Here is a 23,189-nt window from a genome sequence, read left to right as displayed (position 1 = left end):
TCTTACTCACTGGCCGCAAGGGGTGGCTGATGCACAGGTGTCAGTGCATCCAGCGCGAGGTTGAGTTGCAGCACATTGACTCGGGGTTCGCCGAGCAGGCCGAAGGTGCGTTGTTCGGTGTGGGTATTCACCAGCTTCAACAGATCGGCTTGCGGCAGGTGGCGCAGACGTGCGACGCGCGCCGCCTGAATCTGTGCGTTGGCCACCGAAATGTGCGGATCCAGGCCTGAAGCCGACGAGGTGACCGCATCCACCGGCACCTGCGCGTCTGCCGCCAGGCCGTTCTGCCGGCGGTAGGCTTCGACCCGCACGGCCACAGCATCGATCAACTTCTGGCTGGTAGGGCCAAGGTTGCTGGCGCCACTGGAACCTGCGTTATACGGCTGCGCCACGCTTTTGCTCGGGTCCAGTGGATCTGCACCGAGGGTCATGCTCGCCCGTCCCTGGAAATACTCGGGACGGGTGAAGTGCTGGCCGATCACCGCCGAACCGATCACTAACCCATCCCGTTCAACCAGACTGCCCTGGGCCTGAAACGGGAACAGCACGTTGGCCACCAGTGTGGTGAACAACGGATACGCCAGCCCGGTCAGCAGCATGAAAAACGCCGCCGAAATCAGCACCGGGCGCAACAGGCCGGTAAACAGAAATTGCGTCTTGGTTTGTGTTTGTACTTGAGTCATCACAGCCCCCTTACTTGTAGGTCTGGCCAGACAGCAACTGCAGTTGCTCGACCAGCGGGCCGAGCGCGAGCGCCGGCAGGAAAGTCAGGCCGCCCACGACCAGCACCACGAACACCACCAGGAACATGAACAGCGGTGTGGCGGTCGGGATGGTGCCGGCACCGGCCGGGATGTTCTTTTTCATCGCCAAGGAACCGGCGACCGCGAGCATCGGCAACATGGTGAAGAAGCGTCCGAGCAACATGGCAAGACCGATTGTGGTGTTGAAGAACGGCGTATTGGCGTTCAATCCGGCGAACGCCGAACCGTTGTTGGCAGTGCCCGAGGTGTAGGCATAAAGCACCTCGCTGAAGCCATGGGGCCCCTGGTTGTTGAGACTGTTCAGGGTGTCCGGCCAGAGTGTCGCCAGGGCGGTGAAGCCGAGAATGCAGATGGGGTGCGCCAGCACCGAAAGCATGACCAGCTTGATCTCCCGTGCCTCGATCTTCTTGCCGAGGAATTCGGGACTGCGGCCGATCATCATCCCCACCAGAAACACCGTCAGCAGCGCGTACTGGATCAGGTTGATAAACCCCACTCCGTCGCCACCGAACACGCAATTGAGCATCATCTGCGCCAACGGTACGAAGCCGCCCATGGGCGTCAGCGAGTCATGCATCGCGTTCACCGAACCGGTGGTTGCGCCAGTGGTGGTGGTCACGAACAGGCTGGTGTCGGCAATCCCGAAGCGCAGTTCCTTGCCTTCCATGTTGCCGCCACTCTGGGTGGCCGACAGCACCTGGTCTGCGCCCACCCGGGTCAGCAGCGGGTTGCCACTTTGTTCAGCCGTGTAAACGATGCTCAGAAAGCCGACGAACATCACCAGGAACGTGCCAAAGAACACCCACCCCTGACGGCGACGCATCAGCATGCTGCCGAAGGTGTACGTCAGCGCCGACGGAATCAACAGCATGCTGAGGATATGCAGCATGTTGGTCAGCGGAGTCGGGTTCTCGAACGGGTGTGCGGCGTTCATGCTGAAGAAGCCGCCGCCGTTGGTGCCGATGTGTTTGATCGACTCGAAACTCGCCACCGCGCCGACGATCAATTGCTGCTGTGCACCTTCCAGAGTGGTGGCCAGTGCCTGGGAATTCAGGGTTTGCGGCATGCCTTGCCAGACATAAACCAGCGCCATGCCAAAACACAGCGGCAGCATCACCCGGTACAGCGTTCGGGTGAAGTCCACCCAGTAGTTGCCGATATCAGCGGAGTTCGACCGACTGAGGCCGCGGATGAAACCCGCCGCTGCCACAACGCCGGACGTTGCGCCGACGAACATCAGGAAGGTGATGACCGCCATCTGGCTGAAATTGGACAGGCTGGTTTCACCTGAATAAGCCTGCCAGTTGGTGTTGGTGATAAAAGACGCAGCGGTGTTGAACGCCAGATCAGGGGTTTGCGCGTTCAGCCCCAAGGGGTTGAGCGGCATGAAAACTTGCAGGCGCAACACGATGTAACCCAGCAACATCATCGCCGCATTAGACAGCAGCAGGGCCGAGCCATAACGTGCCCAGCCCATCGTTTCGGCCGTATCGATCCCCAGCAGACGATAAGTAGCGCGCTCCGCCAAGGCATGTTTACGCCCGGTAAATACCAGCGTCAGCCACTTACCCATCAACACGGCGAGTCCGGTCATCAACCCGAGAATCACCGCAAATTCCAGCATAGTGCTCAACATGTCGATGCTCCGTTCAAATCTTGCCCATGGCGACGATGACCATGGCTGTCGCAGCAAAAAAAACCACGCTAACCCCCATAAAAATCAGGTCGTACATTGCCGATTTCCTTTCTCAAGACCGCCCTGGCGGGCTGATAAAAAAGCCTGTGCCGCAATGACTGCGGCCATCAAAACTTCTCTGCACGGATAAGGGCGTAACCCAGGTAGGCAAACAACAAGGCGGCACACAGGCCGCTGGCGATGTAAATGAACTCGAGTGTTAACAAGACAGCTCCCCCTGACAAAACGAAAGGACACCCGCAATCGGGTACCGGCTGAGAGCGTCAGTACAAAAAACGCACTGAATTCGCGCTCTCATCTGCGCCTTGCAGGGTAAGTGAGGGGGTATCAAGGACGGACACTGATTGGGGGCAGCGGTATTAAGACGGCGTATAGATCGAGCGAAACGAGCGGTATGCGGGAGGTGATGCGAGGGGCCAACGACAGTCACGAACGGGCACTGTGAAGTGCCCGTTCCAGGCTTGGTTCACTAAGATTTGATCGGCACCCAGATTTCCAGCTTGCCGGTATTGAGCTTCGGGTTGAAGTCTTCGCTGTAGCGCTCCAGCTCCGGCGCATCCAACACCTCATACCCGGACTGCGGCTGCCAGGTGCCGAAGATGTACTGAAACAGCTGCGGTAAGGTATCCAACGACCCTTTGTGCTCGAACACCGCGTACAGCTGAGGCTGGACCTCCACCCAGCGATACGTTTCCGGCAAATCGTCGAGTTTGCTGATCTCGACCCCGGCGATGTAATCGAAGCCGCCCTTGCCGTCAAAATTGCAACAGACGCCGTAGGTCACTTCACCTTTCTGACCCGGAATTTTGCCCAAATGGGGGATGAATTTATCCCAGAGCGCGGGAATCTCTTGGGTGGTTGCTTGACTGAATCGTCCACCAAGCCCTGCAATCAGCAGGAAGTGACCGTGTTCGAAGCGCGGCTCAACCACTTCGACGCGTGCGTGCTCATCCATGACTCAACTCCTGGAACAAAAAAGTGGGTTCGGCTGGGAGTATAGAACCCAAACCGAATTCGCCCAGTTACAGTGCATGCAACTGCTCGACAGCACCTGCGCCGACAAACTCGTTATACCCCGATAGGATCACGTAGACCGCGAAATAGCAGAAGATCGCCGCCGATGCCATATAGGAGTAACGCAGCAGTTTGTCCCCCAGCAACTTGCCGCCGTGACTCGCGGCGAAACACAAAGCCACGCACCAGAGCAACCCGGCGCAGAGAAACCCGCCAAGAAACAACGCCGAGCTGAGGGCACCACCGCCACCGGAACGAGCGATCAATGTGCCGCCCACCGCCGCGAACCAGAGAATGGCACTGGGTGACGACATGGCGAGGAAGATCCCGCGGAAAAACTCCTTCCGGTGAGAGTTCTGTCCCACGTCTTCGGCCTGCGCCAATACCGCCTCATGGTGAATCGCCGAATAGATCATCTTCGCCGCGAAGTACAACAACAGCGCCGAACCGCCAATCCACAGCACCCAGCGCACGGTTTCGTATTGCAGCAAAACGGTCATCCCGGCCAAGGCCAGCACGGCGTAGATCAGGTCGCCGACACAGGTCCCCAAACCCAGCGCAAAGCCTTGAAAATAGCCACGCTGCATCGCCAACGTGATCATCGCGATATTGGCCACGCCGATGTCCAGGCACAGCGAAAGGCTCAGCAAGAAGCCACTGGTAAATTCCATCAACCGATTTCCTTCGGATAAATTTGTTTACATAGTCGCTGGACAGTTTGCCACATCAGCCCTTACATTCCGCCACAGGCCACCGCAGTGGCCAGCGTCGCTCGGACGGTTCCGGGCGCTCACGTTATCCGAGGCAACAATGGCTAACCCAGGTTCGCCGCGCCGCTTTGCGCGCATAGATCGACTCCCCCCTTACGTATTCAACATCACTGCCGAGCTGAAGATGGCCGCCCGTCGTCGTGGCGAAGACATCATCGACTTCAGCATGGGCAACCCTGATGGCCCTACTCCGCCGCACATCGTCGAAAAACTGGTGACCGTCGCCCAGCGCGAAGACACCCACGGTTACTCGACGTCCAAGGGCATTCCGCGTCTGCGCCGGGCGATTTCCAATTGGTACAAGGATCGCTACGAGGTCGACATCGACCCGGAAAGCGAAGCCATTGTCACCATCGGTTCCAAGGAAGGCCTGGCGCATTTGATGCTGGCCACCCTCGACCAGGGCGACACCGTTCTGGTGCCGAACCCGAGCTACCCGATTCACATCTACGGCGCGGTGATTGCCGGCGCCCAGGTGCGTTCGGTGCCGTTGATTCCGGGCGTGGACTTCTTCGCCGAACTGGAAAGCGCCATTCGCGGCTCGATCCCGAAACCGAAAATGATGATCCTCGGCTTCCCGTCGAATCCCACTGCTCAATGCGTGGAACTGGATTTCTTCGAACGGGTGATCGCACTCGCCAAACAGTACGACGTTTTGGTGGTGCACGACCTGGCTTACGCCGACATCGTCTACGACGGCTGGAAAGCCCCGTCGATCATGCAAGTGCCGGGCGCCAAGGACATTGCGGTGGAGTTTTTCACCCTGTCCAAGAGTTACAACATGGCGGGCTGGCGCATCGGGTTCATGGTCGGCAACGCCGAACTGGTCAACGCCCTGGCGCGGATCAAGAGCTACCACGACTACGGCACGTTCACCCCGCTGCAGGTCGCGGCGATTGCGGCGCTGGAAGGTGATCAGCAGTGCGTCAAAGACATTGCCGAGCAGTATCGTCAGCGTCGCAACGTACTGGTCAAAGGCCTGCATGAACTGGGCTGGATGGTCGAGAACCCGAAAGCGTCGATGTATGTCTGGGCGAAGATCCCCGAGGCGTATGCGCACTTGGGCTCGCTGGAGTTCGCCAAGAAACTGCTGGCCGAGGCCAAGGTTTGTGTCTCGCCGGGCGTAGGGTTTGGTGAGTATGGGGACGATCACGTGCGCTTCGCGCTGATCGAAAACCAGGACCGGATTCGTCAGGCCATACGCGGGATTCGCGGGATGTTCCGGGCGGATGGGCTGGTTCAGAAAGCCAACGCCTGATTTATTAAGCAGACACAAAAAAACCGCAGCGATGCGGTTTTTTTGTGCTTGATCGTTCCCACGCTCTGCGTGGGAATGCATCCTGTGACGCTCCGCGTCACAGTGGACGCAGAGCGTCCATCGCGGCATTCCCACGCGGAGCGTGGGAACGATCAGTGCAGTGTGTTTAAACGAACAACGACAACAGCAGGATGAAGCCCAGACCCACCACGGACAGGATGGTTTCCATCGCGGTCCAGGTCTTGAAGGTTTCCGCCACGGTCATGTTGAAGTACTGCTTCACCAGCCAGAAACCCGCGTCGTTGACGTGAGACAGGATCAGCGAACCGGCACCGGTGGCCAGCACCAGCAACTCACGGTTCACACCCGGAATCATCCCCACCACCGGCACCACAATGCCTGCGCCAGTAATGGTCGCCACGGTCGCCGAACCGGTCGCGATACGGATCACCGCCGCCACCAGCCACGCCAGAAGGATTGGCGAGATCTGCGCTTCCACCGCCATGTTGCCGATGACATTACCAACGCCGCTCGTGACCAGCATCTGCTTGAAGCCACCACCGGCACCGATGATCAGGATGATGGCGGCGGTTGGCGCAAGGCTGGCATCCAGCCATTTGAGCATCTGGTTGGAGCCAATGCCCTGCTTGTAACCGAAGGTGTACAGCGACAGCAGCAACGCCAGCAGCAACGCCGAGATCGGGTGACCGATCAGGTCCATGAAAGTGCGGAAGAAGTTGCCATCCGGCAGCACCACATCGGCAAAAGTCTTGAGCAGCATCAGGAACACCGGCGACAGCACGGTGATCAAGGTGATGGCGAAGCTCGGGAGATCGGCAGATTCGTCATCACGCGCCAGTTGATCGACCAGTTCCTGGTTAGGATGACCCGGAATGTACTTGGCAATGAACGTGCCGTAGATCGGGCCGGCGATGATGGCCGTCGGCAGCGCAACGATCAGGCCGTACAGAATGGTTTTACCGATGTCGGCACCGAACACGCCGATGGCCAGCAACGGACCCGGGTGCGGCGGAACCAGACCGTGCACGGCGGACAGACCGGCCAGCAGCGGGATACCGATCTTGATGATCGACACGCCGGTACGCCGGGCCACGATGAACACCAGCGGGATCAGCAGCACAAAGCCGATTTCGAAGAACAGCGGAATGCCGACCAGGAAGGCCGCGAACATCATCGCCCACTGCACCTTGTCCTTGCCGAACGCACGAATCAGGGTTTGGGCAATCTGATCCGCCCCGCCCGACTCGGCCATCATTTTGCCGAGCATCGTGCCCAGCGCGAGGATGATCCCGACGAACCCGAGCACCCCACCGAAGCCGTCCTGGAACGCCTTGATGATGGTGCCAATTGGCATGCCGGAGGTCAGCCCGAGAAAGGCTGCAGCGATGATCAGGGCAATGAACGGGTGAAACTTGAACTTGGTAATCAGGACGATAAGTCCGATCACCGTGACCACTGCGTCTAGCAGCAGGAACGTCTCGTGGGACATGCCAAACATTAGGGGTGTCTCCTGGTTGTTGTTGTTATTAAAGCGGGGAATTCGCAAGCCATCAGGACAGCGCTATCTCTTCTGGCAAAACTCATACGGCGTGTTTCAGGCCATGAGCCTGCCACCAGTCATGAGCTTGCTTCGCCAATTGGTCGACGCTGTGGTTCGAAGCGTCCAGAGCCAGGGTCAGGGGCTCGCCAACAGGTGATTCAAGGGTGGCGAACTGGCTGTCGATCAGGGTCGATGGCATGAAGTGGCCCGGCCGATGGGAGACACGATCGGCGGCAACTTCAGGGGTCAGCTCAAGGAACACGAAGCCCAGGCCCGGCAAGGCGCTGCGCAGACGTTCGCGGTAAATGTGTTTGAGGGCCGAGCAGGTCAGCACCGGGCGTTCGCCCTTGGCGTCAATGCGGCGCAATTCATCGCACAGGCTGTCGAGCCAGCCGGCACGGTCGTCGTCGTTCAGGGGGATACCCGCGCTCATCTTTTCGATATTGGCGGCAGGGTGGAAAGTGTCGCCTTCAATGGCGGTCGCGCCGCTGAGTTGGCACAAGGCCTCGCTGACGCAAGTCTTGCCGCAACCGGCAACGCCCATGATGACCAGGGCGGTGATGGGATGATTCATGTAACACCTCAGCGCGCAGACAGCGCTACCTTTGCCAGTTATGACACTAGAAAAAGCAGAAGTTGCCGACGCCTTCTTGTCATTTTTGTGGGTTGCAGCATGTTCGTTCCCAACGCCAAAAAACGGGGATCAGGCAAACCCCGCTCACGCATTTGCAGCTGCGTCGAGACAGCGCTACCTTAGTGCCTCGAATTTTGTTTGGCAAGCCGTCCGATGATCTCTCCTAAAAACGATAAAAATACGCGCACCACTGGCCGCCCCACTTTGAACGAAGTCGCACGCCTGGCCGGTGTCAGCCCGATCACCGCCTCTCGCGCCCTGCGCGGGGTCAGCACGGTGGCCACCGAACTGGTGGAAAAAGTGCAGAAAGCGGCGCTTGAACTCAACTACGTGGTCAACCCCGCCGCCCGCGCGTTAGCCTCGGCCCAGAGCCATTCGGTGGTGGTTTTGGTGCCGTCGCTGTCCAACTTGTTGTTCATCGACACGCTGGAAGCCATTCATCAGGTTTTGCGCCCAAAAGGCTTCGAAGTGCTGATCGGGAACTTCCATTACTCACGCGATGAAGAAGAAAACCTGCTGCGCAACTACATGGCGTATCAACCTCGCGGTTTGCTGCTGACCGGTTTCGACCGCACCGAAAGTTCGCGCCGGATGATCGAGGCCAGCAACATTCCCTGCGTGTACATGATGGAACTGGACAGCGCCGCCGGTCTGAATTGCGTGGGTTTTTCGCAACTCGCGGCTGGCGAGACCGCGGCCGGGCATTTGCTGTCACGCGGTCGTAAACGCCTGGCTTACATCGGCGCGCAACTCGATCAACGCACGTTGCTGCGCGGCGAAGGTTTCCGCAAAGCCCTGCAAAAGGCCGGTTTGTATGACCCGGACCTGGAAGTGCTGACACCTCGTTCTTCCTCCGTCGGCCTTGGTGGCGAACTGTTCCTGCAACTGCTCGCCAGTCATCCCGATGTCGATGCGATCTTCTTTGGCAACGACGACCTCGCCCAGGGCGCACTGCTCGAAGCCATGCGCTGCGGGATCAAGATCCCCGAACAAGTGGCGATCCTCGGCTTCAACGACCTGCCGGCCTCGGCCCACATGGTCCCGCGCCTGAGCAGCATCAGCACCCCGCGAGAAGCCATCGGTCGGCGCGCGGCGGAGCAGATGTTGACGTTGATGGCTGGTAATACGGTTGCGAAACCGGTGCAGGACATGGGGTTTGAGTTGAAGGTGCGCGAGAGTACCTGACGCGGCACCTTGATCGTTCCCACGCTCTGCGTGGGAATGCAGCCCGGGACGCTCCGCGTCCCAGAAGCGGACGCAGAGCGTCCATTGAGGCTTTCCCACGCAGAGCGTGGGAACGATCATGTGGAAATGAGTTCCACAAACGCCAACGCCCCTTTCTGCAATGGCTGGCTCTTGAGCCACACCGCATGCACCGGCAGCACCAACCCGTTCTCGATGTTGCGGAAGCTCAGGCACTTGAACCTTCCAGCATCCAGCAACGGCTGGACCACCGACAGCGGAAAATTACCCCAGCCCAATCCGGCCTCGACCATTTCCAGCGCCATGGCCAGCGTGTCAGTGCGCCAGTAAGACTCGGCCACCAGCGGCCGGGTTTCGCTGATCGGCAGGTCGCGGCTGGCGACGATGATTTGCCGTACGTGGACCAAGTCTTCCAGGAACAAATCCTTGCCCTGAAACAGCGGATTGTCCGCCGCCAGCGTGGCAATCATCCGCTCGGTGCCGACGAACTGGAACCGCTCCAGCACGTTCATGCTCAGCCCGGCGAACGCCAGGCAAACGCTGACCCGGCCGCTGTGGAGCATCGCCAGCACATCATCCTGCGGCGCGCTGAGCATTTCGATTTCCAGTAGCGGATGTCGCTCGGCGATGACCTTGATCGCCGTCATCACGCGGCCCTTGTCGATGTCCGCCACGACCCCGATCGACAACTTGCTTTCCAGCCCCAGCGACAACTCGACCGCATGCACTTGCAGCTGTTTGAGTTGCTCGGCAATCAGTCGCGCATGCGGCACCAATGCGCTGGCCATCGCCGTCGGCACCGGCTCGCGATGGCTGCGATCGAACAGTGGATAACCGAGTTCGGCTTCCAGGTTGGCGATGCCCATGCTCACCGCCGACGGCACTTTACCCAGCGCCCGGGCGGCAGCGGAAAACGAGCCGCGCTCGATCACCGCGAGGAACAACTCGATGCTGTCACTGTTGAAATTCATCTGTCGTCCTATCAATAAAACTGAAAGCTACTGACTTTTTCTGTCATCCACATTGAAGCTATCTTTCGCCGCCTTCGCCAGTGCTCCTGGCTACAAGTTCGCAGAAAGAGGCAAATCCCATGCAAAGCGTTAAACGAAAACTGCTCTACGTGTCCCTTTACGAGGTCATCGGCATGACCTTCTCGGCCCTGGGTCTGGCGTTATTGTCCGGCACCTCGCCCGGCAGCACTGGTCCGTTGGCAGTGATCATTACCACCATCGCGGTGACCTGGAACTTCATCTACACCTCGCTGTTCGAGCGCTGGGAAAGTCGTCAGCCTTCGCGCACCCGCACCGTTAAACGGCGCATCGCCCATGCCGTGGGTTTTCAACTAACCTTGATAGTGTTCCTCATCCCGTTGATCGCCTGGTGGATGAACATCAGCCTGGTGCAAGCCTTCTTGCTGGACGCGGCGCTGATCATTTTCATCCCGTGCTACACCTTCGCCTTCAACTGGTTGTTTGATCGCACGTTTGGTTTGCCAACTTCGGCGCTGCCTGATCCGGTTTGAAAACGCTGAATGTCTGTTAGATTCCTGAAGCGTCGAATCGCTAACGGAGTAGCTCAATGGAACATGCACTGAAGATTCTGGGAAAAGCCTCGTCCATCAACGTCAGAAAAGTCCTATGGACCTGTGAGGAACTGGGTGTTGCCTACGAACGTGAAGACTGGGGCGGCGGTTATGCGTCGACCCACACGCCGGAGTTTCTCAGGCTCAATCCCAACGCACTGGTGCCCGTGATCATCGATGAGGCCGGCGTGCTGTGGGAGTCCAACACCATCTGCCGCTATCTGGCCGGTAAACACCACAACACCGATCTGCTGCCCCACGAACCGGCGGCGCGCGCTCGGGTGGAACAGTGGATGGATTGGCAAGCGACCGAGCTCAATGCCTCCTGGAGCTACGCGTTCACGGCGTTGGTACGCAAAGATCCGGAATTCCGGGACCCGCATCACATTGCAGCCGGTGTACATGGCTGGAATCAGAAGATGGGCATCCTCGAGCATCAGCTCGCGGCCACCAAAGCGTATGTCGCCGGGCCACACTTCACGCTGGCGGACATCGTCATCGGGCTGTCGGTCAATCGCTGGCTGATGACACCGATGGAGCGTCCCGACTACCCGGCCATCGACGAGTATTTTCAGCGATTGGCACAACGCCCGGGATTTCTGAAACATGGCTGCAACGGCCTGCCATAACGCCAAACCCGCAACACTCCTACCCTGAAAAGAGAGACACATGAACGGACTCAACATACTGCTGACCGGTGCCTGCGGCAGAATCGGCAAAACCTTTTTCGAAGCCTCAAAAGACCGCTACACCTTCGTCCTGACGGATCGCATCGAGCCCGACTTTGCGGTCGATGCGCCTCACCGTTTTGTCAGCCTGGACCTGTCCGACCCCGAGGCAATGGGCGAAGTATTGAAAGGGATCGACGTCATCGTGCACCTGGCCGGTATTCCTCACGCCACTGCCACTTTCAATGAGCTGCTGCCCAATAACATTCTGGCCACCACTTACCTGTTCGAAGCCGCGGCGGCGGCTGGCTGCCAGCGACTAGTGTTCGCCAGCAGTGCGCAAACCATCGAAGGCTATCCGGTGGACCGGCAGATCGCCCCGGGCATGCAGGTCATGCCGGCCAATCTGTATGGCGTCAGCAAGTGTTATGGCGAAGCGTTGTGTGCGTTCTATGCTGCCAAACGCAACCTCTCTACCATCGCGATACGGATCGGCGCTTTCGAATTCCCGGACCGTCATGAACTGACCAATGCCCGAGACCTAAGCGCCTGGCTGAGCCCGCGCGATGCGGTGCAGTTGCTGCAGCGTTCGGTGGAGGTCGAAGGCGTGCAACACCTGATCGCCCACGGCATTTCCAACAACCGCTTCAAGCGCCTGGACATCAGCGAAACCATGCGGGTGTTAGGTTACCGGCCTGTGGATGATGCATTTCAGACGTTCGATATCCCTATTGCGCCATAAGCCCATCGCTGATCCACCGTGCGGTAGACCTCTGCCGCCCGGCGGCAAAGGTTGGCCTAAATCCTTCGTCACTCGCCGAGCTGTAAAATCCTAAATAATTGTTTTTGTTGATATTTTTTAACAAGGCACACTATTTGCTGAAAGCACTGCACCGCAAATACCTACAAGGTCTATTCATCATGTTGGTCAGTGCAAAACAAAACCTGGTGGCGCCCCTCCCCAAGCGTCCCGGCGACGAACCGATCTCGGACGCCGCCGCCGGACTTCAGGGCGGCCTGCAAGCCGCCATGACACAAGCCCTGCAAAACAATGTGCAGGCGCAAACCGCGCAGACCACTAAGCAGGTCCAGGACTCCGCCACCCAAATCGCCACGCAACAGGTCAGCGAAGCGACCCGAATCAGCGATAACGTCGATGAGGCGTTCGCCAAAACCCGCGTGGGACTGCTTGCCCTGTCCGCCAAACTACCGACCGATGTTGAAACAGCCACGGACGCCTTCAAGGAGTACATGAGCAAAACGCCGGAGGAGCGGTTGCGCGACAGCATCCTGGAAGAAATGGGTTTGACGGAAGACGACCTAAAAGCCATGCCGCCGGAAAAACAACTGGCGATCGGTAAAGAGATTGCCGAGCGCATGCAAGACAAGATCAAACTGGCGCAGGCCGAGAAAGAAAACAGCAGCAGCGAAAACGGCAGCAGCCAAGTGGTCGACAAGTTCCTCGCTTCGCTTTAACAGCGCGGGAGTCAATAAAAAAGGGTCCCTTCGAGGGCAATGCCAGTCAGTTAAGGCGCAGAACCTGTAGGAGCCGAGCTTGCTCGCGATGGCGGACTGGCAGACAACGTATGTGTTGAATGTAAGACCGCCATCGCGAGCAAGCTCGGCTCCTACAGGGATAGCGGACCCTTTTCAATGTGCCGCTATCAACTTATCTGCAAGGTCGAGTTGAACTGACTGATCGCATCCACCACATGCCGCGACCCTTGTTGAATCTCCAGTATCACCGCTCCCGCCTCATTCGCCAGTTCCACCCCAAGCCCGGTTCGACTCAAACTGGACTGCATGCTCGACACCGCGCTCAATGACAAATCGTGATTCTTGCGCACCACTTCAACGATCTCCACCGTTGCCTGGCTCGTTCGTGCCGCAAGGCTGCGAACTTCATCGGCGACTACCGCGAACCCGCGCCCGTGTTCCCCGGCCCGGGCCGCTTCGATCGCAGCGTTGAGCGCCAGCAGATTGGTTTGATCGGCAATGCCACGAATGGTCTGGACGATGGTGCCGATGATGTCCGACTGCTTGCTCACCGCATCGATGCTCAGCGCCGCTTCGTTCAAGTCTTTGGAAATGTCCTGGATGGTCTGCACCGTTTGCTGCACCACCTGAGAACCTTTCTGCGCGCAGGCGTCGTTTTGTACCGAAGTGCTGTGGGCCGATTCCGCGGCGGTTTGCAGGGTGGTGACTTGCTGGGTGATGTCGCTGGCGAACTTGACCACTTTGTACAACCGACCCTTGGTGTCGAACAGCGGGTTGTAAGAAGCCTCCAGGAAAACCGTATGACCGTGCTTATCTTTGCGCTCGAAACGGTGCGAGTGATATTCGCCGCGATTGAGCGAGGCCCAGAACGCTTTGTAGGCCTGCGATTCGGCTTCGGCACGATGACAAAACAGGCTGTGGTGCTGGCCAACCACTTCGTTGAGCGAGTAATGCATCGTCTTCAAGAAGTTGTCGTTGGCCGTGATGACTTTGCCATCCGGGGTGAATTCGATCACGGCCATGGAACGACCGATCGCCGCGAGCATGCTCTCGTTTTCGTGTTCCTTGTAGACCCTGGCTGAGATGTCAGTGGCGACTTTGATCACACTCCGAACCTGACGATCAGCGCCGAGCACCGGCATATAGCTGGCTTCGAGCCAGATCTCCTTGCCGCTCCTGTTCAAGCGTAAAAAGGTCCCGCTCACCGGCTCGCCACGGGCCAGGTCACGCCACAACTTGGCGTAGGCTTCGCTTCGATAAAACGCTTCTTCGCAAAAGATCCGGTGATGCTTACCGCGCACTTCTTCGGCGCTGTAACCCATGACACTGCAAAAGTTGTCGTTGGCATCGAGCACGATCCCTTCGGGGGTGAACTCAATCATTGCCATCGAGCGGCTGACCGCGGCCAACTTCGCGTTAGCCTCGGTCAGCGCGCAACTGAATCGTTCGATTTCCAGCAGGTCAGTCTTGTGACGTCGATTAAACATAGTCGTATCACCTTCAGCGCGGTCTTTTGTTTGATGAAAGTTCTTTGCTCTTTCAACAGCTCCACCACTACGTTCCAGGGAACAGGCACACGCATCCCTCCACAGGAAGGACTTGGTCAGGTGATCAATGATGTTTAATCGGAGAGTCCATGCAGCAACGCTCTTATCAAGACATCCTTCTCTTGATAGCCCGGAATCGGGCCAGCCCTAACGTTCTGATAAGACATTCCATTGACCGGACAGCTCCGTATTGTTCAGAGTCGGCGCCTTGGGTTGCGCACTTTTAACCTGTATGACGGCCTTCACATGCGGTCGACATAGTTAGTTACGAGTCAGCATAGACAGGCGAGGCAGGTAAGCAAGGCCACTAGTCGGCCAGTATTGAGGACAAAATCGGTTCAGCATTGGAATGCGTCATTTCTCAGCGAGCATGCCCATCAACGCCTGCACCGCCGCCGAGGGTGGCTTATTCGCAGCGGCCACCAAAGCAAATTCGCGATCGATACGCGGCGTCACCGGCACCACGCGCAAACCCTGAAGTTGGCTCGGCAGCGTCATCTCCGGCACCAGCGTCACGCCGATGTTTTCCCGCACCAGGGTGAACGCACTGCTCCACTCACGGACCTCAACCCGCACATCAAGCAGTTGCAGCCCGGCATCCTCTGCCAGGCTGCGAGCGTTGGTCGAACAACCGCCGGTAGCCAGTACAAAAGGTTGTTCCGCCAACTCAGCCAGGGAGACGCCTTCTTCATTCGAACGGCGAGCCAAGGGATGGCCACCAGGCACCACCGCCATCCAGGCATCACGTCCCAGGCGACCGGCATTGCGCTCGGGCGCCGGGTTCAACACCACGCCGACATCCACCAGCCCGGCGCCGAGCAGCGTTTCCACTTCATCGTCACTGACTTCCAGCGCGACCACCTGAATACCGGGATAAAGCCGATTGAACTGACGCAGCAGCGGTGGCAGGAAAGTCGCCAACACCATGGGGAAACTGGCCAGGCGAATCGTCCCGCGCTGAATGTCTTTGGTGGCATCGACGCTGCTGCGGATGTTTTCCAGGGCACCGAGCATGGTTCTCGCGTGTTCGATCACAGACTGGCCGATTGCCGTCGGCAAGGTCTGGCGACTCTCCCGACTGAACAGCTGAACGCCCAGGGTTTCTTCAATCAACGCCAACGCCTGGCTGGCACCGGACTGGGTCATGCCGACCCGCTCGGCAGCCCGGGTAATGTTGCCCGTGTCAGCCACGGCCACCACCATTCGCCAGTGCATCAGATTCATCATGGCAGTAGCTTTCCTTATGGCGGCTTTCTGAAAGATTAATTTTACCGAGGGTGCCGCGCACTATGACACTGGCGCAAATCCCCAGCCAGAGCCCTGCCGATGAAGTTGTATTACGCCCCACACGCCTGCTCGCTCGCGCCACACATCGTGCTGCGCGAACTGGATCTGCCGTTCGACTTGATCCGCGTCGACAACACCACCAAACGAACCGCCAGCGGCGACGACTTCCTCGCCATCAACCCAAAGGGTTACGTCGCGGCACTGCAACTGGACAACGAACACGTGTTGACCGAAGGCCCGGCGATCCTGCAATACCTGGCAGACCTGCGACCCGAAGCGAACCTGGCACCCGCGAGCGGAACGTTCGAACGGGTGCGGTTGCAGGAGTGGCTGAATTTCGTTTCGACAGAGATTCATGGCGGGCTGGGGTGGTTGTTCAGTTCGCAGTTCCCGGATGAGGTGAAAGCGCTGATCAAGGAGAAATTGTTCAAGCGTTTTGTTGTGTTGAGCCAGACGCTGGAGCGCCAGGATTATTTGATGGCTGACGGGTTCAGCATTGGTGATGCGTATTTGTTTACGGTGTTGCGCTGGGTGCACCTGTTTGCCATCGATTTGAATGAGTGGCCGGCGTTGGCAGGGTTTCAGGCGCGGGTTGATCAGCGGCCAGCCGTGAAGGCTGCGTTGGCCGCTGAGTTGGTGTAGGCCTCAAGATCAGGCACTACAAATTTACAAACTCGCACTCACCTTAGTGGCCACCTCGCCGGGTACCCAGCCCTTCCACACCTGCGGCTGATCACGCAAAAACGCTTCGGCCACCTGACGCGGTTGCAGGCGCTTTTCGCTCATCTGGCCGAGCGTGTGGTTCAGCAGATCGATCGGCAGGTCGACCTTTTCGAAGAACGCCACCAGGTCCGGGTACTGCGCCTTGAACGGCGCGGACACCCCAATCGCCAGGCTTGCCGGCATCGAGCGCGTGCCCTTTGGATTCGGGTTGTTGGCGTCGGCCAAGGTCTTCCAGGCTTCGGCGTCGAACGCCGGCTCGTCGAGTTTCACCAGTTTGAAACGCCCCAACAGCGGCGTCGGCGACCAGTAATAGAACAACACCGGTTTGCCACGACGGATCGACGAAGCCACCTCGGCATCCAGTGCGGCGCCAGAACCCGTGCGGAAGTTGACGAAGCTGTCGGTCAGGTCATAGGCCTTGAGTTTCTGACTGTTGACGATCTCCGAGGTCCAGCCGGTCGGGCTGTTGAGGAAGCGTCCTCGGCTCGGGTCTTCCGGGTCGCGGAACACGTCCTTGTAGCGCGCCAGATCGGCGACGGATTTCAGCTCCGGCGCCAGGGGTTTGATGCCGCGTTCGGGGTCGCCCTTGATCACGTATTCCGGCACCCACCAGCCTTCGGTGGCGCCTTTGACCGTGTCGCCCAACCCAAACACTTTGCCTTCCGAGGCGGCTTTGACCCACGCCGGACTGCGCCCGGCCCACTCTTCGCCGATCACTTGAATATCGTTCTTGGCCAACGCCGCTTCGAGGCTGACGGTGCTGCCTGGCAAGGTATCTGTCGGGTAGCCGTAACCTTTCTCGACAATCAAGCGCAGGATTTCGGTGATGAGACTGCCGCTTTCCCAGGTGATGTCACCGAAGTGGATCGGTGCGGTTTTTTCTGCCGCGGGAACGTGGGTAGCCACAAGGCTCAGGGCCAGCAGCGAACTGCCGAGCAGGGTTTTGATCGATCTCATGCGGACCTCCGGGTCAGGGAATTCAAGGATTGGTTGGCGCTGTGCCGGGCGCACAGGGCTTGGGTACGAGTCATGTAAACGCTGACCGAACGTTGGGAAATGCCCAGTTCGGCGGCGATTTGCGGGTAGGTCAGACCGTCGATTCGCGACAACAGGAAGGTTGCGCGAACCTTGCCCGGCAAGCGCTCAAGCGTACGGTCGAGGCCATGCAAGGCCTGGGTCAGTTGCACCCGTTCTTCGGGCGAGATCGCTAGAGGCTGATCGAGGTGTTGCAGCTGATCGAGGTGTTGGCGTTCCAGATCGCGGCGGCGCCAGAGCTGATAGATCAACCGCCGGGCAATGGTGGTGAGCAAGGCGCGAGGCTCGCGGATCGGGGTCAGCCCCGGCGATTCGAGCAGTTGTAAAAAGGTTTCGGCAGCGATGTCTTCGACGCTGGAACTGGCGCCCAGATGCCGGCGCAACCGTGCGCACAGCCAGGGGTAATGCGCGCGGAACAATCCGCCCACGTCGTTGCGATGGGAAAGGTCGGTGCCGGACATAGAGGCTCCAAGGGTTAGGGGTCGCTGAATGTCCGGTGATCCGGTGACGCGATCCTAGCAAGGAGCCTTATTCATTAATAATACTTAAAAAGCATTTTTATATTCCGTTACAGCATTAAACATCAAAAGATCGCAGCCTCGTTTCACTCGACAGCTGCTACAGATGCACACCGATTTCCTGTAGCAGCTGTCGAGTGAAACGAGGCTGCGATCTTTTCACACCGCCTACCGCAATCGCCCATACCCCAGCGCTTCGGCCTCTTGCTGATAGTCGAGAATGATTTGATAGTCGCTTTCGCTGGCCGGCAAAACCTCGTGCAGCCCGAGGACTTCAGCGACGTCGGGCAATTCCTGCAACGTCGTGTTCATCACCTGACGCAGCTCTTCAGCCTGGTCATCGGTGACGGTCGCGGCGCTGATAAACGGCAAGGTCGGACTGAATGCACTTCGCGCAATGACCCGCAGGCCGGCCACTTCTTCTTCGGCGTGCCGCGCGAGATAGGCGAAGGTGACGCTGTCGATGGCCGCCAGGTCCGCTGTCCCTTCACGCAACCCGCGCAGGCTTTCGCGGTGGCTACCGCTGATATCGACACTAGCGAAGAACTGCCCCTCTTGATGCAGAGGCGCCAGCCGATGACGCAGCAGGTTCATGCCGCTGTTGGAGTCTTCGCCATTGATAACCCCACGACTGTCGCGAAACGCCGGCAAGCTGCGCCGCGGATCATCGGTGCGACTCAGCAACAGGCTGCAATGGTTGCCACCATTGGCGTCCGGCAATTCATAGCGAGGACGACCGATGACCCGGACCCGACCGCGCAACGTGGTCATCAGCGGGTAGCCGCAGGTTTGGGTCAGCAGCAAGTGCGGGGACAGCCAGAGGTCCATCAGCGAAAGGCCCTCGGCGTTGCAGCGGCTGGTACCCAGTCGCTCGAGCACTCGTGTCAGCCAACGCTCGTTGACCTCGCGGATCGGTTCGGGGGCGACGTACATCAAAAGTTCTGCGTAGGCTGAAGTCATTGGATTTCTCAACTGAACGGATGCCGAGGGCTGTCGATAGCCTTCACCCCATGCTGACGCCACAACTGGCCATAACCCCGCACCAGAAACCCGCCGCTGCGCGCCAGCCATTGCTCGCGACGCGCGTGGTAGGCGCGGGGCAAGTCGTACCAGGGCAGCCCCGGCAAATCGTGATGCACCAAATGCAGATTGAGGTTGAGGAACAGCCAGCGCCACGGCCAGGCCGCTTCATTGATGACCGTCCTTTGCTCGGGCTCGGCGTGGGGACGGTGTTCATAGTAGGAGCGAATCATTGCAATCGATAGCGCCGGCACACTGATCAGCAACAGGTAATGCCACACCGGCAGCACGCTGTAGCGGGCGATAAACAGCAACATCAGCAGGGTCAGCGTGCCGTGGCTCAACCACATCAACCAGGCCTGCCGCTCACCTGCTTTTAGACGTTGCAGTTCCTCCCGGGCCAGCGCCAGCAAGGCCAGTGGTGCACCGAGGGCGAAGCGTCCGAGTACGGTTTTGTTCAGCCAGTGCAGACTCTGTTCGAACAGTGAACTGCCCTGCCACTGCTCGGCGCTCAGGTAACGGCTTTCCGGATCCCGACCCGGGAGGGTCAAGTCTTCATCGCGGTGATGCCGCAAATGGCTGTCGCGATACAGGGTGTAGGGATACCAGACGGCGAACGGCGCGTAGCCGAGGATCTTGTTCAGCGATGTCCAGCGAGTGGGGTGACCGTGAAGCAATTCGTGCTGCACCGACAACCAGAGCACCACCAGCGGAATCAACAGCACAGTGCTCCACCACAGGCCCAACCAACCACTGGCGAGCACGATGCCGAACCAGCCGACGTACACGCCGATCAGCAGCAACCAGGTCGGCCACTCGGTGCGAGCGGTCAAGCGTTGGCGCAGGGTTTCGATTTCTTCACGGTGGGCGGTATCGAAGTAATGGGGCATGACGTTGCTCAGATCGGGGACCAATCCCCTTCTGTGCAATGGCGCAGGGAAATCTTGCAGATTACTTTACGGATCGTTCCCACGCTCTGCGTGGGAATGCCTCTAGGGACGCTCTGCGTCCAGTGACGCGGAGCGTCACGGGCTGCATTCCCACGCAGAGCGTGGGAACGATCAATCAACGCGGGATCAATGACCGAACACATCCACCTTCTTGGCCTTCTTGTCCGCGCGCTTTTCATCGGCGGTTTTTGCCGGTTTCTTCTTTGCCGCTTTTTTTGAATCCATGCCTTTGGCCATGATACGTACTCCACTCATACGGGATGTGAGATCAGGTATACACCTATCGCTGCGCGCGCGTTCTTTTATAATCGCCCGCTTTGCGCACCGACAGTCGAAGACCATGCCCAACACCCAGTACACCTTGCTCGCCGAGCCTTTGTGGCCCTTGATGAACAAGTTTTATCGCGCGCACCAATCGTCGATGAAAGCCGTCCGCGACGCTCAACTCTGGGTGGCCAGGCGCGAAGAGATCATTGGCGCACTGTGTTTGCGACCGATGGCGGACGGGCATTGGCTGACGGGTTTGTTTGTCGATCCGGCCTGCCGTGAACAGGGCATCGCTGCGGCGTTGATCGCCGAGGCGCTGAAGGATCTTGAAGGCCCGGTGTGGCTGTTTTGTCATCCGGACTTGCGCGGGTTTTATGAACGTCGTGGTTTTACCTTCGACCCACCACTGCCCTACTCCATGGCAGAACGCTTGAGCCGTTACGCGCGCAGCAAACCGATGATCGCCATGGGTCTGGACATGGCCAGATAACGTTCTAAAGCCTTAAGAAGATCTAATGTGGGAGCGGGCTTGCTCGCGAAGGCGGCGTGTCAGTCGACATCAATATTGACTGATATGGCCCCTTCGCGAGCAAGCCCGCTCCCACATTGGTTTCGGGTTGGATTCGGTCAATCGTCTGAGTTCGGATCGAGATCCGGGAACATCACTTCGGTAAACCCGAACTTGCTGAAGTCACTGATGCGCGAGGGGTATAACCGGCCGATCAGGTGATCGCATTCATGCTGCACTACGCGCGCATGGAATCCCGAGGCGATGCGCACAATCGGCTGCCCTTTGGGATCGAACCCTTCGTACCGAATGTGCTGATAGCGATCCACCGCGCCGCGCAGGCCGGGCACCGACAGGCAGCCTTCGAAACCCTCTTCCAGCGCCGGGCTCAACGGCGTAATCAGCGGGTTGATCAGAATCGTCTGTGGCACGGCTTCGGCGTCCGGGTAGCGTTCGCTGTGCTCGAAACCGAAGATCACCAGTTGCAGGTCGACGCCGATCTGCGGTGCGGCCAGGCCAACGCCGCCGACGCTTTCCATGGTCTGGAACATGTCGTCGATCAGTTGCCACAGCTCGGGGCTGTCGAACATTTCGGCAGGCACCGGCGGGGCAATGCGCAGCAGGCGCTCGTCGCCCATTTTCAGGATTTCACGGATCATTTGATGACTTCGTCAGTGGTCGGCTTGATCGAGTGGTCCCGACCCAGTCCCGACACGTGGTGTTTGGGTTCGTGATCGAGCTCGCCGGGGACTTTTTCGCCATCATTCTTGCCCTCGGTCGACATGTGATCGATCACGGCATTCATCTCCGCGCCGAGCAACAGCACGGCGGCGGAAATGTAGAAGTACAGCAACAACACGATGATCGCGCCGATACTGCCATACATGGCGTTGTAGTTGGCGAACATCTTGACGTACAGACCGAAGCCCAGCGACGCGATGATCCACACCACCACCGCCAGCACCGAGCCCGGGGTGATGAAGCGGAACTCCTGTTTGACGTCAGGCATGACGTAGTAAATCAGCGCCACCGCCATCATCAACAGAATCACGACCACCGGCCAGCGCACGATGGTCCAGACAGTCACGATGAAATCTTCAAGGCCGACTTGCGAGGCGATCCAGGCCATCACCTGCGGCCCGAGCACCATCAGCGCGGCGGCGATCAGCAGCATGCCGGCGATGCCGACGGTGTAGATGATCGATAGCGGAAAACGCTTCCACGCCGGACGGCCTTCGACCACGTCGTAGGCGGCGTTCATCGCACTCATCATCAGCCGCACACCCGCGGACGCGGTCCACAGGGCAATCACGATACCCACCGACAGCAAGCCACCCTTGGATTGCTGGAGCTGGTCGATGACCGGGTTCACCTGTTCCAGCGCCTGGGGCGGCAGGACCAGTTCCGATTGCAGGCGCAGCCAGGAGAAGAAGTCCGGCAGGTGCAGGAAACCGATCAGGGCGATCAGGAACAGAATGAAGGGGAACAGCGAGAACAGCATCTGATAGGCCAACGCCGAGGCATAGGTCGACATCTCGTCGTCGACGAACTCGGTGATCGTGCGCACCATGACACGGTGCAGGCGCTGACCTTTCATGTGTGGGAAAAACATTAGCGTCTCCTTTCGCCGCAAATTTGCTCGAAGTCGTGGCGACTCAGGGGCCGTTTTCTACATCAAAGTAGCCTACTTGGCGAGTTTGAAACAATTTCCTTGTGCAAGTTCAGGCTGACACAAAAACGACCATCCGCGGATGGCCGTTTCTGTTGCTCATCAAAGGCCTGATCATGCCTTGTCGATGCCTTTTTTGAGCGCATCCTTGGCTTTACCGACCGCTTGCTGGGCTTCGCCTTTCCTTTCCTGAGCGACGCCTTCGGTGCGCATTTTTTCGTTACCGGTAGCCTTGCCGACGCCTTGCTTGACGTTGCCGGCGGCTTCGTTGGCCATGCCTTTTACTTTATCGCCAGTGCTGCTCATGGTGTTTCTCCTGTGAACAATTCAATGGGAAAGTCGTTACACAAGGTTGACCGGGGGCGTTTGCACGGAGTTTCATTTATTTTCACGGCGACATTTCATCGTTCAGTGCAGGTTGGGCTTTATGTTTGTCGACCAACCCCCGAGAATGCGCAACGTATTCAGGCCATGGCGCTGAAGATCCAATCCCGTAGGAATGTTATGAAACTCGATAAAAAGCAGGCCATTGCCCGCAGAAACCAGGAACTTGGCGGTGCTGTGCTTGGCGTCAACAACTGCCATTTCACCGAATTGAACCGCAACCGCAACATCTGGTGGTTCGATATTCCGGTCGCGCGTCTGGCCATTGGTCAGTACGAGTGGGTTCACCTGCTGATGCACACCCCGGATACCGACGAACTGCTGCACCTGAAAGTGCCGACGGTATTCCTGCGCGAGAAGCTGGAAGGTCTGGTGGTGCGCAACGAAGGCAAGCGTAAAGCAGCCTTGAGCCTGGAACTGAGCGCCGACAAGGACTCGTACCTCCAGGACATGCGCCCGGCGGGTACCAACGTCAATTTCGCGCAGTTCCGCCTTTAAAAGCAAAAGCTTCGCGAGCAAGCCCGCTCCCACATTCGATCGCATTCCTTCTGGATGAACTCGATTAAATGCGGGAGCGGGCTTGCTCGCGAAAGCGTCCTGACAGACGCTGAAAACATCCTGGCCAGAAACAAAA

The 23,189-nt window shown here is 58.6% G+C and carries 25 protein-coding genes and 2 pseudogenes; 9 read left to right on the top strand and 18 right to left on the bottom strand.

Going from position 1 to position 23,189, the window contains the following annotated elements:
* Positions 1 to 2 precede the first annotated feature (2 nt).
* From kdpC to CKW16_RS23020, 5 genes are all read right to left on the bottom strand, one after another.
* On the bottom strand, positions 3 to 683 hold the full coding sequence (kdpC, locus tag CKW16_RS23040; protein WP_095130912.1) for a K(+)-transporting ATPase subunit C: 681 nt from the start codon (positions 681 to 683) through the stop codon (positions 3 to 5).
* 10 nt (positions 684 to 693) lie between these two features.
* The gene (gene kdpA / locus CKW16_RS23035; protein WP_095130910.1) at positions 694 to 2,400 is read right to left on the bottom strand and encodes a potassium-transporting ATPase subunit KdpA; all 1,707 of its coding nucleotides are present in this window, start codon (positions 2,398 to 2,400) and stop codon (positions 694 to 696) included.
* A gap of 167 nt (positions 2,401 to 2,567) precedes the next feature.
* Positions 2,568 to 2,666 carry a K(+)-transporting ATPase subunit F gene (gene kdpF / locus CKW16_RS23030; protein WP_095130908.1) on the bottom strand — a complete coding sequence of 33 codons (99 nt, stop codon included), beginning with the start codon at positions 2,664 to 2,666 and terminating at the stop codon, positions 2,568 to 2,570.
* Positions 2,667 to 2,929: 263 nt separating this feature from the next.
* Positions 2,930 to 3,415, bottom strand: a complete 486-nt coding sequence (locus tag CKW16_RS23025) for a GyrI-like domain-containing protein (RefSeq protein ID WP_095130906.1) — start codon at positions 3,413 to 3,415, stop codon at positions 2,930 to 2,932.
* A 67-nt stretch (positions 3,416 to 3,482) separates the two neighbouring features.
* The gene (locus CKW16_RS23020) at positions 3,483 to 4,145 is read right to left on the bottom strand and encodes a LysE family translocator (RefSeq protein WP_095130904.1); all 663 of its coding nucleotides are present in this window, start codon (positions 4,143 to 4,145) and stop codon (positions 3,483 to 3,485) included.
* Positions 4,146 to 4,284: 139 nt separating this feature from the next.
* Here CKW16_RS23020 and alaC point away from each other — a divergent pair, with 139 nt between their 5' ends.
* Positions 4,285 to 5,502 (top strand): alanine transaminase, encoded by a 1,218-nt coding sequence (gene alaC, locus CKW16_RS23015; protein ID WP_095130902.1) that lies wholly within the window; start codon positions 4,285 to 4,287, stop codon positions 5,500 to 5,502.
* A 166-nt stretch (positions 5,503 to 5,668) separates the two neighbouring features.
* Here the strand turns inward: alaC and CKW16_RS23010 are convergent, their stop codons facing one another.
* Entirely contained in the window at positions 5,669 to 7,021 is a 1,353-nt protein-coding gene (locus CKW16_RS23010) for a GntP family permease (RefSeq protein ID WP_074879321.1), read from the bottom strand.
* Between the two features lie 82 nt (positions 7,022 to 7,103).
* Positions 7,104 to 7,637 (bottom strand): gluconokinase, encoded by a 534-nt coding sequence (locus CKW16_RS23005; RefSeq protein ID WP_046049516.1) that lies wholly within the window; start codon positions 7,635 to 7,637, stop codon positions 7,104 to 7,106.
* Between the two features lie 213 nt (positions 7,638 to 7,850).
* Between CKW16_RS23005 and CKW16_RS23000 the strand changes: the two genes are divergently transcribed.
* Positions 7,851 to 8,882 carry a LacI family DNA-binding transcriptional regulator gene (locus CKW16_RS23000; RefSeq protein WP_095130900.1) on the top strand — a complete coding sequence of 344 codons (1,032 nt, stop codon included), beginning with the start codon at positions 7,851 to 7,853 and terminating at the stop codon, positions 8,880 to 8,882.
* 116 nt (positions 8,883 to 8,998) lie between these two features.
* On the opposite strand, the gene CKW16_RS22995 is transcribed toward CKW16_RS23000, so the two are convergent.
* Positions 8,999 to 9,871, bottom strand: a complete 873-nt coding sequence (locus CKW16_RS22995) for a LysR family transcriptional regulator (RefSeq protein WP_095130898.1) — start codon at positions 9,869 to 9,871, stop codon at positions 8,999 to 9,001.
* A gap of 119 nt (positions 9,872 to 9,990) precedes the next feature.
* On the opposite strand from CKW16_RS22995, the gene CKW16_RS22990 reads away from it, so the two are divergent.
* The 4 genes from CKW16_RS22990 (at position 9,991) to CKW16_RS22975 (ending at position 12,626) form a co-directional block, all read left to right on the top strand.
* Positions 9,991 to 10,422 (top strand): PACE efflux transporter, encoded by a 432-nt coding sequence (locus CKW16_RS22990; RefSeq protein WP_095130896.1) that lies wholly within the window; start codon positions 9,991 to 9,993, stop codon positions 10,420 to 10,422.
* A gap of 56 nt (positions 10,423 to 10,478) precedes the next feature.
* The gene (locus CKW16_RS22985; RefSeq protein WP_046049512.1) at positions 10,479 to 11,111 is read left to right on the top strand and encodes a glutathione S-transferase family protein; all 633 of its coding nucleotides are present in this window, start codon (positions 10,479 to 10,481) and stop codon (positions 11,109 to 11,111) included.
* Positions 11,112 to 11,151: 40 nt separating this feature from the next.
* Positions 11,152 to 11,892 (top strand): NAD(P)-dependent oxidoreductase, encoded by a 741-nt coding sequence (locus CKW16_RS22980; protein ID WP_095130894.1) that lies wholly within the window; start codon positions 11,152 to 11,154, stop codon positions 11,890 to 11,892.
* Between the two features lie 179 nt (positions 11,893 to 12,071).
* Entirely contained in the window at positions 12,072 to 12,626 is a 555-nt protein-coding gene (locus CKW16_RS22975) for a hypothetical protein (RefSeq protein ID WP_095131003.1), read from the top strand.
* 188 nt (positions 12,627 to 12,814) lie between these two features.
* Here the strand turns inward: CKW16_RS22975 and CKW16_RS32950 are convergent.
* The 3 genes and pseudogenes from CKW16_RS32950 to CKW16_RS22965 form a co-directional block, all read right to left on the bottom strand.
* Positions 12,815 to 13,246, bottom strand: a pseudogene (locus CKW16_RS32950) (methyl-accepting chemotaxis protein); the annotation flags it as partial.
* Between the two features lie 111 nt (positions 13,247 to 13,357).
* Positions 13,358 to 14,029, bottom strand: a pseudogene (locus CKW16_RS32945) (PAS domain-containing protein); the annotation flags it as partial.
* Between the two features lie 519 nt (positions 14,030 to 14,548).
* The gene (locus CKW16_RS22965) at positions 14,549 to 15,421 is read right to left on the bottom strand and encodes a LysR family transcriptional regulator (RefSeq protein ID WP_095130890.1); all 873 of its coding nucleotides are present in this window, start codon (positions 15,419 to 15,421) and stop codon (positions 14,549 to 14,551) included.
* Positions 15,422 to 15,520: 99 nt separating this feature from the next.
* Between CKW16_RS22965 and gstA the strand changes: the two genes are divergently transcribed.
* Positions 15,521 to 16,123, top strand: coding sequence for a glutathione transferase GstA (gene gstA, locus CKW16_RS22960; RefSeq protein WP_095130888.1), 603 nt, complete (start codon positions 15,521 to 15,523; stop codon positions 16,121 to 16,123).
* A 24-nt stretch (positions 16,124 to 16,147) separates the two neighbouring features.
* Here the strand turns inward: gstA and CKW16_RS22955 are convergent, their stop codons facing one another.
* The 4 genes from CKW16_RS22955 to CKW16_RS22940 form a co-directional block, all read right to left on the bottom strand.
* Complete coding sequence (locus CKW16_RS22955; RefSeq protein WP_095130886.1) at positions 16,148 to 17,161, bottom strand: ABC transporter substrate-binding protein; 1,014 nt, start codon at positions 17,159 to 17,161, stop codon at positions 16,148 to 16,150.
* The gene (locus CKW16_RS22950; protein ID WP_095130884.1) at positions 17,158 to 17,700 is read right to left on the bottom strand and encodes a sigma-70 family RNA polymerase sigma factor; all 543 of its coding nucleotides are present in this window, start codon (positions 17,698 to 17,700) and stop codon (positions 17,158 to 17,160) included. The genes CKW16_RS22955 and CKW16_RS22950 overlap by 4 nt, the downstream gene beginning before the upstream one ends.
* Before the next feature lie 225 nt (positions 17,701 to 17,925).
* Positions 17,926 to 18,717 (bottom strand): phosphate/phosphite/phosphonate ABC transporter substrate-binding protein, encoded by a 792-nt coding sequence (locus CKW16_RS22945; RefSeq protein ID WP_095130882.1) that lies wholly within the window; start codon positions 18,715 to 18,717, stop codon positions 17,926 to 17,928.
* 8 nt (positions 18,718 to 18,725) lie between these two features.
* A complete protein-coding gene (locus CKW16_RS22940) occupies positions 18,726 to 19,667 on the bottom strand; it encodes a fatty acid desaturase (RefSeq protein ID WP_095130880.1) in 942 nt (313 codons plus the stop codon).
* A 400-nt stretch (positions 19,668 to 20,067) separates the two neighbouring features.
* Between CKW16_RS22940 and CKW16_RS22930 the strand changes: the two genes are divergently transcribed.
* Positions 20,068 to 20,484 carry a GNAT family N-acetyltransferase gene (locus CKW16_RS22930; protein ID WP_095130876.1) on the top strand — a complete coding sequence of 139 codons (417 nt, stop codon included), beginning with the start codon at positions 20,068 to 20,070 and terminating at the stop codon, positions 20,482 to 20,484.
* A gap of 137 nt (positions 20,485 to 20,621) precedes the next feature.
* Here CKW16_RS22930 and def read toward each other — a convergent pair whose 3' ends face one another.
* The 3 genes from def to CKW16_RS22915 form a co-directional block, all read right to left on the bottom strand.
* Positions 20,622 to 21,161, bottom strand: a complete 540-nt coding sequence (def, locus tag CKW16_RS22925; RefSeq protein WP_095130874.1) for a peptide deformylase — start codon at positions 21,159 to 21,161, stop codon at positions 20,622 to 20,624.
* On the bottom strand, positions 21,158 to 22,114 hold the full coding sequence (locus tag CKW16_RS22920) for a YihY/virulence factor BrkB family protein (protein WP_095130872.1): 957 nt from the start codon (positions 22,112 to 22,114) through the stop codon (positions 21,158 to 21,160). Before CKW16_RS22920 ends, def begins: the two co-directional genes overlap by 4 nt.
* A gap of 171 nt (positions 22,115 to 22,285) precedes the next feature.
* Positions 22,286 to 22,477 (bottom strand): CsbD family protein, encoded by a 192-nt coding sequence (locus CKW16_RS22915; protein ID WP_046049500.1) that lies wholly within the window; start codon positions 22,475 to 22,477, stop codon positions 22,286 to 22,288.
* 198 nt (positions 22,478 to 22,675) lie between these two features.
* Between CKW16_RS22915 and CKW16_RS22910 the strand changes: the two genes are divergently transcribed.
* Positions 22,676 to 23,053: a hypothetical protein gene (locus CKW16_RS22910; RefSeq protein WP_033056806.1), complete on the top strand. Its 378-nt coding sequence runs from the start codon at positions 22,676 to 22,678 to the stop codon at positions 23,051 to 23,053.
* Positions 23,054 to 23,189 lie beyond the last annotated feature (136 nt).

It is taken from the genome of Pseudomonas sp. Irchel s3h14, assembly GCF_900187425.1.
Taxonomy (GTDB): domain Bacteria; phylum Pseudomonadota; class Gammaproteobacteria; order Pseudomonadales; family Pseudomonadaceae; genus Aquipseudomonas.
This window is presented reverse-complemented; position numbering and strand designations above follow the sequence as displayed.

What these genes read in the sequence shown, in the direction of transcription:
- CKW16_RS22975 (WP_095131003.1), top strand. Translation starts at nt 12,072, where the DNA reads ATGTTGGTCAGTGCAAAACAAAACCTGGTGGCGCCCCTCCCCAAGCGT.
- CKW16_RS22955 (WP_095130886.1), bottom strand. Translation starts at nt 17,161, where the DNA reads ATGAGATCGATCAAAACCCTGCTCGGCAGTTCGCTGCTGGCCCTGAGC.
- kdpA (WP_095130910.1), bottom strand. Translation starts at nt 2,400, where the DNA reads ATGTTGAGCACTATGCTGGAATTTGCGGTGATTCTCGGGTTGATGACC.
- CKW16_RS22930 (WP_095130876.1), top strand. Translation starts at nt 20,068, where the DNA reads ATGCCCAACACCCAGTACACCTTGCTCGCCGAGCCTTTGTGGCCCTTG.
- CKW16_RS23020 (WP_095130904.1), bottom strand. Translation starts at nt 4,145, where the DNA reads ATGGAATTTACCAGTGGCTTCTTGCTGAGCCTTTCGCTGTGCCTGGAC.
- gstA (WP_095130888.1), top strand. Translation starts at nt 15,521, where the DNA reads ATGAAGTTGTATTACGCCCCACACGCCTGCTCGCTCGCGCCACACATC.
- CKW16_RS22945 (WP_095130882.1), bottom strand. Translation starts at nt 18,717, where the DNA reads ATGACTTCAGCCTACGCAGAACTTTTGATGTACGTCGCCCCCGAACCG.
- CKW16_RS22950 (WP_095130884.1), bottom strand. Translation starts at nt 17,700, where the DNA reads ATGTCCGGCACCGACCTTTCCCATCGCAACGACGTGGGCGGATTGTTC.
- CKW16_RS22915 (WP_046049500.1), bottom strand. Translation starts at nt 22,477, where the DNA reads ATGAGCAGCACTGGCGATAAAGTAAAAGGCATGGCCAACGAAGCCGCC.
- CKW16_RS23025 (WP_095130906.1), bottom strand. Translation starts at nt 3,415, where the DNA reads ATGGATGAGCACGCACGCGTCGAAGTGGTTGAGCCGCGCTTCGAACAC.
- CKW16_RS22980 (WP_095130894.1), top strand. Translation starts at nt 11,152, where the DNA reads ATGAACGGACTCAACATACTGCTGACCGGTGCCTGCGGCAGAATCGGC.
- kdpC (WP_095130912.1), bottom strand. Translation starts at nt 683, where the DNA reads ATGACTCAAGTACAAACACAAACCAAGACGCAATTTCTGTTTACCGGC.
- CKW16_RS22990 (WP_095130896.1), top strand. Translation starts at nt 9,991, where the DNA reads ATGCAAAGCGTTAAACGAAAACTGCTCTACGTGTCCCTTTACGAGGTC.
- alaC (WP_095130902.1), top strand. Translation starts at nt 4,285, where the DNA reads ATGGCTAACCCAGGTTCGCCGCGCCGCTTTGCGCGCATAGATCGACTC.
- CKW16_RS23005 (WP_046049516.1), bottom strand. Translation starts at nt 7,637, where the DNA reads ATGAATCATCCCATCACCGCCCTGGTCATCATGGGCGTTGCCGGTTGC.
- CKW16_RS22910 (WP_033056806.1), top strand. Translation starts at nt 22,676, where the DNA reads ATGAAACTCGATAAAAAGCAGGCCATTGCCCGCAGAAACCAGGAACTT.
- def (WP_095130874.1), bottom strand. Translation starts at nt 21,161, where the DNA reads ATGATCCGTGAAATCCTGAAAATGGGCGACGAGCGCCTGCTGCGCATT.
- CKW16_RS23010 (WP_074879321.1), bottom strand. Translation starts at nt 7,021, where the DNA reads ATGTTTGGCATGTCCCACGAGACGTTCCTGCTGCTAGACGCAGTGGTC.
- CKW16_RS23000 (WP_095130900.1), top strand. Translation starts at nt 7,851, where the DNA reads ATGATCTCTCCTAAAAACGATAAAAATACGCGCACCACTGGCCGCCCC.
- CKW16_RS22920 (WP_095130872.1), bottom strand. Translation starts at nt 22,114, where the DNA reads ATGTTTTTCCCACACATGAAAGGTCAGCGCCTGCACCGTGTCATGGTG.
- CKW16_RS22940 (WP_095130880.1), bottom strand. Translation starts at nt 19,667, where the DNA reads ATGCCCCATTACTTCGATACCGCCCACCGTGAAGAAATCGAAACCCTG.
- CKW16_RS22985 (WP_046049512.1), top strand. Translation starts at nt 10,479, where the DNA reads ATGGAACATGCACTGAAGATTCTGGGAAAAGCCTCGTCCATCAACGTC.
- CKW16_RS22965 (WP_095130890.1), bottom strand. Translation starts at nt 15,421, where the DNA reads ATGATGAATCTGATGCACTGGCGAATGGTGGTGGCCGTGGCTGACACG.
- CKW16_RS22995 (WP_095130898.1), bottom strand. Translation starts at nt 9,871, where the DNA reads ATGAATTTCAACAGTGACAGCATCGAGTTGTTCCTCGCGGTGATCGAG.